This is a genomic window from Nocardia inohanensis NBRC 100128 (genome assembly GCF_001612945.1).
In the GTDB taxonomy this organism is placed as follows: domain Bacteria; phylum Actinomycetota; class Actinomycetes; order Mycobacteriales; family Mycobacteriaceae; genus Nocardia; species Nocardia inohanensis.
The window spans coordinates 647,566-661,715 of the sequence record NZ_BDBK01000001.1 but is presented as its reverse complement, the minus strand read 5'-3'; the positions used below and the strand labels follow the sequence as shown (position 1 = coordinate 661,715).

Annotated in this window: 17 protein-coding genes; 8 read left to right on the top strand and 9 right to left on the bottom strand. The window is 66.9% G+C overall.

Annotation, left to right across the window (positions count from 1 at the left end):
• Window positions 1-75: 75 nt before the first annotated feature.
• Together NI1_RS03205 and pdxT are read right to left on the bottom strand one after the other, a co-directional pair.
• The gene (locus NI1_RS03205; RefSeq protein ID WP_067813844.1) at window positions 76-828 is read right to left on the bottom strand and encodes a YebC/PmpR family DNA-binding transcriptional regulator; all 753 of its coding nucleotides are present in this window, start codon (window positions 826-828) and stop codon (window positions 76-78) included.
• A 114-nt stretch (window positions 829-942) separates the two neighbouring features.
• On the bottom strand, window positions 943-1,566 hold the full coding sequence (gene pdxT / locus NI1_RS03200) for a pyridoxal 5'-phosphate synthase glutaminase subunit PdxT (RefSeq protein ID WP_067813842.1): 624 nt from the start codon (window positions 1,564-1,566) through the stop codon (window positions 943-945).
• A 208-nt stretch (window positions 1,567-1,774) separates the two neighbouring features.
• Between pdxT and NI1_RS03195 the strand changes: the two genes are divergently transcribed.
• Complete coding sequence (locus tag NI1_RS03195; RefSeq protein WP_157534972.1) at window positions 1,775-3,466, top strand: APC family permease; 1,692 nt, start codon at window positions 1,775-1,777, stop codon at window positions 3,464-3,466.
• A gap of 1 nt (window position 3,467) precedes the next feature.
• Here the strand turns inward: NI1_RS03195 and NI1_RS03190 are convergent, their stop codons facing one another.
• Entirely contained in the window at window positions 3,468-4,316 is an 849-nt protein-coding gene (locus NI1_RS03190) for an acyl-CoA thioesterase (RefSeq protein WP_067815189.1), read from the bottom strand.
• Between the two features lie 83 nt (window positions 4,317-4,399).
• Between NI1_RS03190 and NI1_RS03185 the strand changes: the two genes are divergently transcribed.
• The 4 genes from NI1_RS03185 (at window position 4,400) to NI1_RS38415 (ending at window position 7,028) form a co-directional block, all read left to right on the top strand.
• Entirely contained in the window at window positions 4,400-5,023 is a 624-nt protein-coding gene (locus tag NI1_RS03185; protein WP_067813840.1) for a nucleoside/nucleotide kinase family protein, read from the top strand.
• 113 nt (window positions 5,024-5,136) lie between these two features.
• On the top strand, window positions 5,137-5,949 hold the full coding sequence (locus NI1_RS03180) for a hypothetical protein (RefSeq protein WP_157534927.1): 813 nt from the start codon (window positions 5,137-5,139) through the stop codon (window positions 5,947-5,949).
• Between the two features lie 38 nt (window positions 5,950-5,987).
• The gene (locus NI1_RS03175; RefSeq protein WP_067815186.1) at window positions 5,988-6,806 is read left to right on the top strand and encodes a methyltransferase domain-containing protein; all 819 of its coding nucleotides are present in this window, start codon (window positions 5,988-5,990) and stop codon (window positions 6,804-6,806) included.
• Window positions 6,807-6,851: 45 nt separating this feature from the next.
• Window positions 6,852-7,028, top strand: a complete 177-nt coding sequence (locus NI1_RS38415) for a hypothetical protein (RefSeq protein ID WP_169815530.1) — start codon at window positions 6,852-6,854, stop codon at window positions 7,026-7,028.
• Here the strand turns inward: NI1_RS38415 and NI1_RS36930 are convergent.
• Window positions 7,023-7,211, bottom strand: a complete 189-nt coding sequence (locus NI1_RS36930) for a DUF397 domain-containing protein (RefSeq protein WP_084522499.1) — start codon at window positions 7,209-7,211, stop codon at window positions 7,023-7,025. The two genes, NI1_RS38415 and NI1_RS36930, sit on opposite strands and share 6 nt — an antisense overlap.
• A 74-nt stretch (window positions 7,212-7,285) precedes the next feature.
• Between NI1_RS36930 and NI1_RS03170 the strand changes: the two genes are divergently transcribed.
• Together NI1_RS03170 and NI1_RS39775 are read left to right on the top strand one after the other, a co-directional pair.
• Window positions 7,286-7,594 (top strand): hypothetical protein, encoded by a 309-nt coding sequence (locus tag NI1_RS03170; protein ID WP_067813836.1) that lies wholly within the window; start codon window positions 7,286-7,288, stop codon window positions 7,592-7,594.
• 50 nt (window positions 7,595-7,644) lie between these two features.
• Window positions 7,645-8,826, top strand: coding sequence for a TMEM143 family protein (locus tag NI1_RS39775; RefSeq protein ID WP_067813834.1), 1,182 nt, complete (start codon window positions 7,645-7,647; stop codon window positions 8,824-8,826).
• 9 nt (window positions 8,827-8,835) lie between these two features.
• Here the strand turns inward: NI1_RS39775 and NI1_RS03160 are convergent, their stop codons facing one another.
• The 3 genes from NI1_RS03160 to NI1_RS03150 are packed head-to-tail and all read right to left on the bottom strand — an operon-like array spanning window position 8,836 to window position 10,966.
• On the bottom strand, window positions 8,836-9,984 hold the full coding sequence (locus NI1_RS03160; protein WP_067813832.1) for an RNA polymerase sigma factor: 1,149 nt from the start codon (window positions 9,982-9,984) through the stop codon (window positions 8,836-8,838).
• The gene (locus NI1_RS03155; RefSeq protein WP_067813830.1) at window positions 9,981-10,388 is read right to left on the bottom strand and encodes a YciI family protein; all 408 of its coding nucleotides are present in this window, start codon (window positions 10,386-10,388) and stop codon (window positions 9,981-9,983) included. Before NI1_RS03155 ends, NI1_RS03160 begins: the two co-directional genes overlap by 4 nt.
• Before the next feature lie 44 nt (window positions 10,389-10,432).
• Complete coding sequence (locus NI1_RS03150) at window positions 10,433-10,966, bottom strand: pyridoxamine 5'-phosphate oxidase family protein (protein WP_245663041.1); 534 nt, start codon at window positions 10,964-10,966, stop codon at window positions 10,433-10,435.
• A 255-nt stretch (window positions 10,967-11,221) separates the two neighbouring features.
• On the opposite strand from NI1_RS03150, the gene NI1_RS03145 reads away from it, so the two are divergent.
• Entirely contained in the window at window positions 11,222-11,959 is a 738-nt protein-coding gene (locus tag NI1_RS03145) for a class I SAM-dependent methyltransferase (RefSeq protein ID WP_067813829.1), read from the top strand.
• Between the two features lie 3 nt (window positions 11,960-11,962).
• Here NI1_RS03145 and NI1_RS03140 read toward each other — a convergent pair whose 3' ends face one another.
• Complete coding sequence (locus tag NI1_RS03140) at window positions 11,963-12,808, bottom strand: MHYT domain-containing protein (protein ID WP_084522498.1); 846 nt, start codon at window positions 12,806-12,808, stop codon at window positions 11,963-11,965.
• Window positions 12,809-13,125: 317 nt separating this feature from the next.
• Window positions 13,126-14,028 (bottom strand): pyridoxal 5'-phosphate synthase lyase subunit PdxS, encoded by a 903-nt coding sequence (gene pdxS, locus NI1_RS03135; protein ID WP_305781587.1) that lies wholly within the window; start codon window positions 14,026-14,028, stop codon window positions 13,126-13,128.
• Window positions 14,029-14,150: the final 122 nt, after the last annotated feature.

Genomic DNA, 14,150 nt, shown 5'->3' with positions numbered 1-14,150 from the left:
CGAAATCGACCGGTACGCAATGAAATACGGCCGCTCCCGGTGAACGGGAGCGGCCGTCGTATGTTCGGCGGGAACTCAGGCGTCGAGTTCGGCCAGCACCTCGTCGGAGATATCGACATTGGTGTAGACGTTCTGCACGTCGTCGCTGTCCTCGAGGGCGTCGACCAGTTTGAACACCTTGCGCGCCGCCTCGGCGTCCACCGACACCGACATCGACGGCTGGAAGCCGGATTCGGCCGAGTCGTAGTCGATGCCCGCCGCCTGCAACGCGGTACGCACCGCGATCAGATCGCCCGGCTCGGAAATGACCTCGAACTGCTCGCCCAGATCGGTGACCTCTTCGGCGCCGGCGTCCAGCACCGCCATCAGCACGTCGTCCTCGGACAGGCCGTTCTTGTCCAGGGTCACGATGCCCTTGCGATGGAACAGGTACGACACCGAACCCGGATCGGCCATATTGCCGCCGTTACGAGTCATGGCCACCCGCACTTCACCGGCCGCGCGATTGCGGTTGTCGGTGAGGCATTCGATCAGCACGGCAACACCATTCGGGCCGTAACCCTCGTACATGATGGTCTGCCAGTCGGCGCCGCCCGCCTCTTCACCGCCGCCACGCTTGCGCGCGCGCTCGATATTGTCGTTGGGCACCGACGACTTCTTCGCCTTCTGAATGGCGTCGTAAAGGGTCGGGTTGCCGTCCGGGTCACTACCACCGGTGCGGGCCGCCACCTCGATGTTCTTGATCAACTTGGCGAAGAGCTTGCCGCGCTTCGCGTCGATCCCGGCCTTCTTGTGCTTGGTGGTGGCCCATTTGGAGTGGCCGCTCATTCCCTACTTCCTCGTTTCAGGGGGCTTGGGTACGTCTCAGGGCAAACTACCCGCCCGGGGACGGACAACTGCCCCAGTTTACTGCTGCCGTTTTTCACACTCTCGCACCGATCGTCACACTCCGATGCGGGGACGCACCACGGAGTCGACGAAGAGCTTGTGCACGCGCAGGTCGCCGGTCACCTCGGGATGGAAGGAGGTGGCGATGACATTGCCCTGCCGGACGGCGACGATACGACCGGCCGCCGGACCGGAGGGCACCCTTGCCAGCACCTCGACGCCGTCGCCCGCGCGCTCCACCCAGGGCGCGCGGATGAAGACCGCGCGCACCGGGCCGTCGTGCAGGCCCTCGAACTCCAGATCGGTTTCGAAGGAGTCGACCTGACGGCCGAAGGCGTTGCGCCGCACCGTCATATCGATGCCGTGCAGCGGCTTCATATCCGGGCGGGTATCGAGCACCTCCGAGGCCAGCAGGATCATGCCCGCGCAGGAGCCGTAGGCGGGCAGGCCGTCGCGCAGGCGCGCCTTCAGCGGTTCGAGGAGTTCGAACACGTCCAGCAGCTTGCTGATAGCGGTGGATTCGCCGCCGGGGATCACCAGACCATCGACGGCGGCCAGCTCGGATTCGCGCCGCACCGGCACCGGCTCGGCGCCGCATGCCGTCAGCGCGTGCACGTGCTCGCGCACGTCACCCTGCAATGCCAGTACCCCAATAGTCGGTTTCACGCCGTCGAGCATACGTTCGGCCGCCGGTGTGGCCCTGCTCACCCAGGCCGTAGCGGAAGCGTTAGGACGAGTGTCCACTTCGCGATTCCGGAGCACACTCTCGCCTGTGACTGATCTGCTTCCGCAAACCTCGCCCGGGTCGCGTGGTCGGGCCGACGCGTCGCCGCCGCGGCACGGGCTGACCGTTTCGACCGGTTTGGCCGGGCTTTCGCTCGATGCCATGGCATCGGTTTCCTATGGTCCCGAGGCCATCGTGCTGGTGCTGGCCGCGGCCGGGACGGCCGGGCTGGGGTTCACGCTGCCGGTGACGGCGGCCATCGTGGTGCTGCTGGCGGTGCTCATCGCCTCGTATCGGCAGGTGATCGCGGCGTTCCCGGACGGGGGCGGGGCGTACGCGGTGGCGAAGGAGCGGCTCGGGCATCGGACGAGTCTGGTTGCCGCGGCGTCGCTGATCGTGGATTACGTGCTCAATGTGGCGGTGTCGATCGCGGCGGGAGTGGCGGCGCTGACCTCCGCGTTCCCCGGGCTGCTGCCGTACACGGTGTGGATCTGCCTGGCGATTCTGGTGGGTGTCACCGCTTTGAACCTGTACGGGATTCGGGAGAGCGCGCGGGCGTTCATGGCGCCGACGGTGGTGTTCGTGCTCGGCATCTGCGCGGTGATCATCGGCGGGCTGCTGCGATCGGAACCAGCGAGCGTATCGACCGGGGCGGCGGTGGTGACCGATGCGCACACCATCGGAATTCTGTTGCTGCTCAAGGCTTTCTCGTCCGGGTGCGCGGCACTGACCGGGGTGGAGGCGATCGCGAACGCGGTACCGAGCTTCGCGCAGCCCAGGGTACGGCGGGCGCAGCGGGCGGAGGTGGCGCTGGGCGTGCTGCTGGGCGTCATGCTGCTCGGGCTGGCAACGCTGATCGAAAAGTTCGAGATCCATCCGATCGCGGGCACCACCGTGCTGTCGCAGCTCACCGAGGCGGCGCTGGGACACGGAATCGGTTACTACATCGTGCAATTCGCGACGGTGATTCTGCTCGCCTTGGCAGCCAACACTTCCTATGGCGGGCTGCCAACGCTGACCAAGATCCTGGCCGATGACAATTGCCTGCCGCACCGGTTCGCGGTCAGCTCGCCCCGGCAGGTGTACCGGTTCGGCGTGCTCGCCCTGGGCATTTCGGCGGCGGTGCTGTTGATCGCTTCCGAGGGCAATATGAACGCCCTGGTGCCGTTGTTCGCGATCGGTGTGTTCGTGGGCTTCACCATCGCCCAGGTCGGCATGGTCCGGCATTGGCCGGCGACGCGCCGGCCCGGTTGGCGATGGCGGTTGGCGCTCAACGGTTTCGGCGCGCTGCTCACCTTCGTGGCGGCCGTGGTCACCACCGCCATGAAGTTCACCGAGGGCGCGTGGCTGATCGTGCTGGTACTGCCGCTGCTGGTGGTGGGCATGGAGCGAATCCGCAAGACCTACAGCAGAATCGACGGCTGCCGGGGGGCGGGCTGCCTGCCCGCGTCACCGCGCGCTACCGAAACCGCCATCGTGGTGCCGGTGTCGGAGGTATCGGAGCTGAGCCGGGAAGCCTTGTCGGCGGCTATGTCCCTGGGCAGCGATGTGATCGCCGTACACGTCTGCCTGCCCGAGGAGAACATGCGCGTATTCACCAAGGAGTGGGAAGCCTGGCATCCCGGCGTGCGGCTGATCATGCTCGAGGACGGCGACGCCACCGTCGGCGGACCGGTCGCCCGCTATGTGCGCGACAACTTCCCGGGCCGCCGCAAGGTGGTGGTCGTCGCCGAAGTGGAGCCGCCCGCGGGCTGGAACCATGTGCTGCCCAGCCATCGCAGTGACGAGTTGGAGCGGGTGCTGCGCAAACTGCCCGACACGGTGGTCTGTCACCTGCGCGTGCAGACCGCCTGAACTACGCGGTGCCGGGCGGGAACGACTCGCCCGGATCACGCAGATTGCGAATCAGGCCCTCCTGCACGACAACCGCCACCAGTTCGCCCTGCTGATTCCAGATGCGCCCGGCGGTCAGCGCCCGGCCCAGCCCCGCCGAGGGCGACTGCTGGTCATAGAGCAGCCAGTCGTCGGCGCGGAACGGACGCAGGAACCACATGGCGTGATCGAGGGAGGCGTTCTGGGTCGGCTCGTCCGGGTGGATCACCTTCGAGGAACCCAGCAGCGTCATATCGCTCATGTAGGCGAGCGTGCACACATGGAACAGCGGATCGTTGGGCAGCTCGTGCCGGTATTTGAACCACACCTGCTGCTGCGCGGCCAGCCCGTCCCGCCGCCCGACCTGCTCCTGCGGGACGGTCCGGATATCCCAGTGCTCCCATTCCCGCATGGCCCACAGCCGTTCCGGGCTCATGCTGGTGCGGGCGTCCGGCAGTTCCTGCGGCGCGGGCACCACCGGCATCTCGTCCTGATGCTCGGGCCCCTCGTCCCCCACGTGGAACGAGGCCGACATGGTGAAGATGGCCTCTCCGTTCTGCACCCCGGTCACCCGCCGTGTGCAGAACGACCGCCCGTCCCGGATCCGGTCCACCAGGTAGACGGTGGGCTCCTTGGGGTTGCCGGGCCGCAGGAAGTACCCGTGCAGCGAATGCACCTGATACCGCGCATCCACCGTCCGCACCGCCGCCACCAGCGACTGCCCGGCCACCTGACCGCCGAAGGTCCGCGGCAGCTGCGTCTTGGTGGACGCGCCACGGAAGATGTCACGCTCGATGCGCTCTATCTCGAGGGCCTCTTCGATGGTCGCCATGCACATCCCTTCCCGGATTGTCTGGCTCAGGCTAACAACCCGCTGCGCTCCGGCACGCGAACGGTGCCGGGCAAGATGGTGCGGTGCCGGAGTTCATCGCCCTCACCCCGCAGGCGCTCGCCGATCGGATCGCGCGGCGGGCGTTCGTCGCGCCGGGGCCCCGCGTGGTGGCGGTGGACGGCGCGGATGCGGCCGAGCCGGTCGCGCTGGCGCGCATGATCGCCGAGCGCGGGGTGGAGTACGGCTGGACTGCGGGAGTGGTGGATCTGCACGACTTCGTGCGGCCGGCCTCGCTGCGGTACGAGTTCGGGCGCGATGACGAGATGTCCTATCGGAGTGCGTGGTTCGATTACGGGGCGGTGGATCGTGAAGTGGTGCGGGCGATCAGGGAGCGGGGGCGATGGCTGCCCGCGTTATGGGACGAGCGGGCGGACCGGTCGGCGCGGGCCAAGGTGCGGCAGATGCCCGCGCACACGGTGCTCTTCGTGGCCGGACCGATGCTGTCGGGGCGCGGGCTGAAGTTCGATCTCACTGTCGCGCTGCGCATGTCGGCGGCCGCGTTGCGCCGCAAGACGCCCGAGCAGGAGTGGTTCACGCTCGCCGCGCTGCGCGAGCACGAAGCCGGCGCTGCCGAAGAATCCGATTTCGTGGTCGCCTGGGACCATCCCGACCGGCCCGCACTCCGGGTCGAGCCGGGCGATCACTGACCTTTGATGCCAGGTCCGCGGGATTCGCGGGCCGCTGCGGGCGTACGGCGCACACTGAACGCGACGCCGTCGGCGCTGGAGCCGGGGGCGCGCCGTGAAGGACGGTGATTCGGGTGACCACAGCGGAAGACGCGCCGAAAATGGAAGAACCGGAAGGGGATCCGGGGCAGCCGGATACGACCGAGGACACGGTGGCGTTCGGCCAGCGCGAAGATGTGATCGCGCAGGCTCCGGGCTGGGAGAAGGCATTCATGGCGCGCCGGGCGGACGGGATCCGGCGGGCACAGCGAATATCGCTGGCGCTCAGCGCGACACCCGATGCCGAGCAGGCGCGGGCCAAGGAGAAACGCCTGGACGAGCTGCTGGGGTTGTTCGAAACCAAGTACCGCACCGACCGGGTCAAGCATGAGGATCCGGACGGCTACGCCACCTGGGCGTTGAAGACCACCTGGAAACGCGCCACCGACGGCGAGTCCTATTACGAGAACACCCCCCAGCCCAGCCGTCACCGCATCCTGTCCTGGCAGCTCCAAAAAGATGACGACGCAGAGGAACTCAAGCCCTCGGATGTGTATTTCCTCCAGTACTACCGGGGCGCCGGGACGCAGAACAACCCGTTGCCGCCGTTGGGCTGCCTGCGCCAGCAGCAGGCGTATTCCGAACTGACCCAGCCGATTTACGACTATCTGCGGCTCATCAACCCGGACCAGGACGGGAGCGTGCAGCCGCAGGACTATCTGGTCGGCAGCAATGCCTACTATGCGTTCCTGGGCTCCCCCAACGGCTCTCCGGTGGCGTACCTCGTCATCGACTGGGCACGGGAGCTGGGCATCACCTCGCTGCGCTCGATCCGCATCGACAACTCCCTGAACCTGTATTTCAACTTCCTCACCACCGGCACCGCCGCCACCGCGTGGGCGACCTGACCGCCACCACCGGGCCCGGCGCGAGTACAACGGAGGACATGACCGAGAACAGGCTGGGCCCCTCGTTCCACTCCGACCAGGTCGACGACGCCGGGCAGCGCGAACTGCTCGTCGGGATTCTCGATTCCCAGGCCGCGCTACCCGGCGTGCGGCGGCTCCGGCAATGGACTCTGGACGCGCTCGCCGTGCAGCCGGGCGACAGCGCGCTCGATATCGGTTCCGGCACCGGATCGGAGGTGCTCGCGCTGGCGCGGCTGACCGGACCGGACGGTGACGCGGTGGGCGTCGACCCGAATCCGGGAATGCTGACCGTGGCACGGGAACGCGCTGCGGCGGCCGGGATTACAGCGCGCTTCGTAGCGGGCAATGCCTATGCGCTGCCCTTCGACGACGCCAGTTTCGATGTGGTCCGGTGCGAGCGCGTCTACCAGCACCTCGACCATCCCGATCGGGCCAGCGCCGAAATCGCGCGCGTGCTGCGCCCGGGCGGGCGAGCCGTGGTCGTCGACAGCGATTGGTCCACCACGATCATTCACCCCGGCGACCCCGAAGTGGTGGCGGCCATGACCGCGACCTCCCTGAGCCGCGCCATCCACCCGCATTCGGGCCGCATGCTGCGCGGCTGGCTCACCGCCGCCGGTCTCGCCGTCGACCAGGTCGCCGCGGACGCGGTGGTATGGGAGCCCGAGGGCATCCGCGCCATGATGCCCATCGGAGCCGAGAAAGCGGTCGCCACGGGAGCGATCACCGAGGCGCAACGCGACCGGCTACTGGCCGATCTCGAAGCAGGCATGACCGCCGGCGACTACCACTTCTCGGTAACCATGTTCGCGGTCCTGGCCCGCAAACCGCAGTGACCCGCGCGGGTGGCGCACTCCCCCGATAGCGCGTATCCAGGGCTTATGGGCCGCCACCCGAAGCGCACGCCCTTCTACGGCGTACTGATGCTGCTCTTCGTCATGATCTCCGGACTCTGGGTCCGGGACCTGTCGGTGACGTGGTTGCGCATCGTGCTGTTCATCGCCCTCTTCGCCATCGCCCTGATCGGTTTCGTCATGACCTTCCGCGACTACTCATAGACTCGAAACGAAGGCATCCCACTCACCGGGTTGGAAGGTAAGCGCCGGCCCCGTCGGATTCTTCGAATCACGAACGCCCACCTCCCCTCCCCCGAGCCACGCGACCTCCACGCATGCGCCGCTGCTTTCGCTGTAGCTGCTCTTGAACCAACGTGTCGTTGAACAGTCCTCCGAACACGTGATACCAGCTGGTGGTCTTGGATCTGAAGCTTCAGTTTTGCGCGCGCTGTGCGGGGATCGGCTGGTGTGCTGGTTGCATGCCCACCGATAGCCGAGACGACATAGAGCTGCAAGTCATCCAGGATGTCATCGACATCGTCGAGAGCCGGTTGCGGGAACGCGAACAGCACGGCTGGCGACTGACCGTCCCGCGTTCGCGGGTCTACGCGACGGTGTTGCACGCGGTGATGCTGAGTGCGCGGGCCGCGTGCATCGTCCCGGCCACGCTGGATCGGGCCGATATTCTCGATGCCATCTTCGACGGGATCGAACCGGCGGATTCGGCTGCCGCGGAGCGGAATCCGGTGGACGACACCATTCGGCATCATGTGGTTCCGGTGAATTGACGCGCGCCGTACCCATTGCCGCGGAGGGGGTTTCATGATCGCATGTCCCGATGGCTGTCGAGCACTTCCTTCCGTTCCGCAAGAGCTCGGTGATCTCGTTGTGCGCCGGGGAGCTTCCGGCGGCGGAGCGGGCGGGGTTCGCCGCGTTCGCGGGGTTGCTGGGGGCGGTGGCGCACTACCGGTTTCATCGGCGGGGGGATGCGGTGCTGGACGCCTATCAGGTGGTCGATCCGGCGCAGGATGTGCGGTCGGTCGGGGTCGTGAGCGCCGGAGACAAGGCGGCGGCGCGGCGGGTGGTGGAGGACGAGTTGGTGGCGCTGGCGGAGGAGGCCGACTTCGTTCGGATCGACGCGGCGGAGATCGCGAGTGCTTTCGCCGAAGACGCGCTGGTGAAGGTGCGGCTGGAGGTCGAGGACGACGAGATCGACACGGTGATGTTCTTCCGGCGCGGGGTATCTCAGCGCAGTGAACAGGTGAAGTGGCTCTACGGTTTACGGCGGCGGAGCATCGAGTTCACCAGCTATTCCAAGGTGCTGGTGTATGTGGCGTTCAAGGACAGGGTGCTGTTGAAACTGTTCCAGAACGTACCGAAGAACGACCTCGAGATGCTGTACCCGAGTGTGCGAGTTCATATGCGGCCCATCGACAAGCTGCTCATCGGCGTACCCGCGGTCGTCTCGGGGATCATCGTCCTGGTCACCAAACTGGTTGGCTCCCTGGGTTTGTTGATCCTGCTGCTCGCCTTCTATCTCGGCCTGCGTGACGAGTCCGTCCGCCTCGATCAAGCCGCCCTGGTCACCCTCGGAGCGGGTATCGCCGCTTTCACCGGCTATCTGATCCGCCAGTTCTCCAAATTCAAGAACCGCAAGATCAAATTGTTGAAAACCCTGTCCGAGCATCTCTATTTCCGCAATCTCGACAACGGCCCCGGGGTGTTCCACCATCTGCTGGACGCCGCCGAGGAATCCGAATTCAAGGAAGCGCTGCTCGCCTATCACTTCCTGCGGACCACACCCCATCCACTGACCGCCGCTGACCTGGACGGGCTGATCGAATCCTGGTTCCGCCGGCACTGGAACACCACCTTCGACTTCGAGGTGCGCGCTGGGCTCCGCACGCTGACCGAACTGGGCCTGCTCACCGAGAACGCGGACGGCACCCTCGCCGCTCCCCCGATTGCCGAAGCTCGTCACCGCCTGGATCGATACTGGGACAACGCATTCCGGACTTGATCCGGTCAGTCATCGAGAACGCAAGAGCTGCCGCACCCGCGCCGCCTCACGGGTGAGGTGATCGCGCTCGGGAATGCTGGTGGCGGCGTGGGATGCCGCCGCGTAGAGGTCGGCGGCCTGTGCGAGATCACCGGCGCGTTCGAGCAGGTAGGCGTGCACAGCGGTGTAGCGCGGCAGATCCGGATCGACCTTGTTCAGCTCCGCCAGACCCGCTCGGGGTCCGTCGGCCTCGCCGATGGCGACCGCGCGGTTGAGTCGCACTATCTGACTGTCGGTGATCGCGAGTAGCTCGTCGTACCACTCCACGATCTGCACCCAGTCGGTTTCCGCCGCGTCGGGAGCATCGGCGTGCAGTGCGGCTATCGCGGCTTGGGCTTGATATTCGCCCAAGCGGTCGCGGGCCAGGGCCTTTTGCAGAATGGTCACCCCTTCGGCGATGAGCGCGGTGTCCCAACGGGATCGGTCCTGTGCGGCGAGGGGCACCAGGCGGCCGTCGGCGGTGAGGCGGGAAGCGCGGCGCGCGTGATGCAGCAGCATGAGGGCGAGCAGGCCGGCGGCTTCGGGATCGTCGGTGGCGGCGGCCAGCTGACGGGTCAGGCGGATCGCTTCGGCCGCCAGGTCGATGTCACCGCTGTAACCCTCGTTGAAGACGAGGTAGAGGACGCGCAGCACGGTCGCCGGATCGCCGGGCCGGTCGAGCGGCAGACCGGCGATCCGCCGCTTGGCCCGGCTGATGCGCTGCGCCATGGTGGATTCCGGGACGAGATAGGCGGCGGCGATCTGGCGGGTCGTCAGGCCGCCGACCGCCCGCAGAGTCAACGCGACCGCCGAACCGGGAGACAGGGACGGATGCGCGCACAGGAAGTAGAGCCAGAGCGAGTCGTCGGTGCCCGGCACCGGATCGGCCAGCGGTTCGGCCTCCACGGCGAGTTCCCTTCCGCGCCGCGAGGTTTCGGCTCGGGCGGCATCGAGGAACTTGTGCCAAGCGGCCGCCACCAGCCAGCCCTTGGGGTCGCGCGGCGGATCGTCCGGCCAGGTCTCCAAGGCGCGAATCAGCGCCTCCTGCACCGCATCCTCGGCCGACGCGAAGTCCGCTCCGCGCCGGACGAGAATCCCGATCACCGCGGGGACGAGTTCCCGCAGCAGCGACTCGTTCACTCGGTGACGGTGGGCATCGCGCTGAAGAACGGCCGGATTTCGAGCCATTCGTTGATCGGCTTGCCGCCCGCTCCCGGCGCGGCGGAGAGTTCGGCCGCCAATTCCAGTGCGCGCTCATAGGATTCGACGTCGATAACCGTCCACCCGGCGATCAGATCCTTCGTCTCCGCGAACGGCCCGTCGGTGACCGGCGGACGACCCTCCCCGTCCCCGCGCACGAAGGTGCCCTGCGGGGAGAGCGCCTGATGTTCGACGAACTCACCGGTGGCCTCGAGCCGCGTGGCGAAGTCCCGCATGTACTGGATATGAGCCGTGACCTCCTCCGGGGTCCACTGGTCCATCGGAATGAAGCCCTCGGGCAGCGGCGCACCGCGATAGTGCTTGAGCAGCAGATATTTAGCCATTGTCTTCTCCTCGGAGTGCTGGACCGGGTACGGCCGAATCGATCTCAGGCGTCCTGCCGTTCGGCCCGCTCCCGGACCAGTTCCTCCACCGCGGACGGCAGCGTGTTCTCGAAATCGATCAGCTTGGCCCAGGTCGGCGTGATGACGATCCGCACCATCCCGTCGTACAGCGAACGAACCTCGGCCTCCCATTCGACCCGCTGCTCGGCGCTCATCTCATAACTGCCGTTCATCTCGAGGTACTCCGCCGGAATCCCGTCGACCACATCCAGCTCGGCCCGCCCGCGAATGAGCAGGATCTTCGGCGGATGCACCTCGGTGTCGATGGTCAGCGCGACCATCGGATTCTCGCGCAACGCATGCAGCTTCGGAGCGTTCTTGGTGGTGCACAGCACGATCTCCGACCCGTTCCAGGTGAACGCGATCGGAATGCTGCGCGGCGTCCCGTCCTTGGCCACATACGCCAGCCGGGTCAGATCCCGGGCCAGCAGCTCCCGGCTGATCGGCCGCTCCAGAATCTCGTTGATCCGCGCCTGCTCCATGGTGATCGCTCCTTCATCGGTGTCGTCGAGCGCCATCTCCCGGTGCTCTCGACCCTAGGACGGAGCCGGCCGGACGTTCTCGACATCCTCCCGCGAGAATTCTCGAAAATCTTTCAGCAGCTCGAGTATCACCGCCAACCGGTGTTCGTCGGCGGAGGCACTCGTAGGCACGCCGGGGCGGGTCGCGCGGATTCTCGGGCGACACCCGGGCGGCGCGCCGGTGGCGCTGACACTCGTCGGTCCCCCGGCATACGCTGGAGCACAGGTGAATCCGGAGACGGGGGGCTCAGCATGGCCTTGGTTCGGGACGCCGCACGGAAGGGGTCCTACGGGATCGACGCGCCGCTGGTGGCGCTGACTTTCGCGGCCGTGTCGGCGACTTTTCTGGTCGCGGCCGGCATGGCGGCGACCGCGGGGTCGGCGACCGCCTGGGGGTTCCTGATTCCCGGTGTCGTTCTGGGCGCGCAGTGCGTCCTGTGCCTGTACGTCTCGCGGCGGGGCAAGTTCGCGGTCTGGCAGGAACTCCTGGACGAGCTGCGACTGCGCGGGGACGAACGGGCGGTCGATCTGGGGTGCGGGCGCGGGGCGGTGCTGATCGCCGTGGCGCGGCGCGTGCCGCAGGGGCGGGTGGACGGCGTCGATTTGTGGCGCTCGATCGACCAGTCCGGCAACGATATCGCCGCCACCACCCGCAATGCGGTGGTCGAAGGGGTGGCGGAGCGGGTCGAGCTGCATACCGCCGATATGACCCGACTACCGTTCAGCGACAATACTTTCGACCTGGTGGTGTCGAGCCTGGCCATTCACAATATTCCGACCGCGAAGAGACGTGCGGCGGCGGTCGCGGAGGCCGTGCGGGTGCTGCGGCCGGGCGGGCGGATCGTGATCGCCGACATCTTCAAGACCGGTGAATATCTTGTCACGCTGAAGGATTCCGGAGCTCGCGAGATCACCGCCCGCCCGCTGGGGTGGCGGATGTGGTGGGGCAGCCCGATCGTCGCCACCCGCGCCGTCACCGCCACCAAATAGCGTTCACCAGCGCCGGGGCCGGGCCTCGAAGGTCTCGGTGGGGAAATCGTCGGGCGGGATGCGCCGGTCGGCGCCGCCGCGGCTGGGCCAGAAGCGGCTCGCGTACTGGCCGCGAATGCGGCTCAGGTCGGGCTCCTCGACATCGGTGATGCCGACCTGGAAGAGCATGAGCATGGTGACCATGCTGACCGCGACGATGAGCGGGGTGAGCAGTTCGTTCGCCTGCGCGCCCGCCGGATTGTGCAGGTGGTCGGCGACATGTGCGCGCATGGCGAACATGCCCGTGTAGTGCATGCCGCAGACCGCGATTCCCATGATGAGCGCCGCCCCGATGGTGGAGAGAATGCCCTGCACGTGCAGTGCGAACCAGAGCGCCGCGGTCGCCGCCACCACCGCGATCACGATGGAGAGCAGCACCACCCAGGGGTCGTACCGCACGGACGCATCGGTTTTCATGGCGTACATGCCCGAGTAGTGCATGGCCCCGACCCCTAGACCGGTGATCGCCCCGCCGGTGATCAGCGCGAACGCCTCACCGTGCTGATGCACCACGATCGAGAGCCCCAGCCACACCACCCCCATGGCGATGATCGCGGACAGCACGGTGATGGGCACGTTGTACCGGATGGTGGCGTCGTGCACCGAAAACCCCAGCATCGCAATGAAATGCATGACCCAGATCCCGGTACCGCCGAGCGCGATGGCCCCGGTGGCGATCCATCCTCGATGCCCGTTCTGACTACGGGCGCGCACCATGCAGCGCAGGGCCAGCAACGACCCGGTGACGGACATGATGTAGGCCAGGCCCGGGGTTAACCACCCATAGGTGAACTGGTCAATTTCCAGCATGCGGACTCCTTGCCAGAACGCTTGTTTCGACTGTTCCCACCGGTGGTTGCGCCGAACATTAACGAGAAATCAGCAGGTAGTAAATTTGCCGCATTACATTCCGGGAAATGTTGCCGGGTTTGCTGGAGCGGATGCGCGCAGGTAGCCGGTGGTGCGGACACGCCGACTCGCCTTCCAGCATTCGTGTATTCCGCCCTTGACGGACAGGGCCGAAAGTCCCTGCCGCACACCGAAAATCGAGAGCCTGGCAAACGAAAACCGCCGGATGATCCTCGCGGGACCATCCGGCGGTTCGAATCAGGCTGTGGGCCCGGGGCTTACCAGCCGCGCTCGGCGAGGCGGTGCGGCTGCGGGATCTCGTCGACATTGATGCCGACCATGGCCTCGCCCAGGCCGCGCGACACCTTGGCCAGCACGTCCGGGTCGTCGTAGAAGGTGGTGGCCTTCACAATGGCGGCCGCACGCTGGGCCGGGTTGCCGGACTTGAAGATGCCCGAGCCGACGAACACGCCCTCGGCGCCGAGCTGCATCATCATGGCGGCGTCGGCCGGGGTGGCGATACCACCGGCGGTGAACAACACGACGGGCAGCTTGCCGGTCTCGGCGACCTCGCGCACCAGCTCGTACGGGGCCTGGAGTTCCTTGGCCGCCACGTACAGCTCGTCCTCGGGCAGCGAGGCCAGGCGGCGCAGCTCGTAGCGGATCTTGCGCATGTGGGTGGTGGCGTTGGAGACGTCGCCGGTGCCGGCCTCACCCTTGGAGCGGATCATGGCCGCGCCCTCGGTGATGCGGCGCAGCGCCTCGCCCAGGTTGGTGGCGCCACAGACGAAGGGAACGGTGAAGTTCCACTTGTCGATGTGGTTGGCGTAGTCGGCGGGGGTCAGCACCTCGGACTCGTCGATGTAGTCGACGCCGAGCGACTGGAGCACCTGGGCCTCCACGAAGTGGCCGATGCGGGCCTTCGCCATGACCGGAATGGAGACCGCCTCGATGATGCCGTCGATCATGTCCGGGTCGCTCATGCGGGAGACGCCGCCCTGAGCGCGGATATCGGCGGGGACGCGCTCCAGCGCCATGACGGCCACCGCGCCGGCGTCTTCCGCGATCTTCGCCTGCTCCGGCGTGACCACGTCCATGATCACACCGCCCTTGAGCATCTCGGCCATGCCGCGCTTCACGCGGGCGGTTCCGATCGAGGGGGTGGATTCGGGCGTAGTCACGGCAAACTCCTGTGTCATGTGGGCCAATCAGGTCGCTCGGAATCGAACACCCTGATTCTAGGCTGCCACTTCAGGCCACTTCATAGCCAGTTGGACACGACTGGACTGCCCGCCCCGGTGAG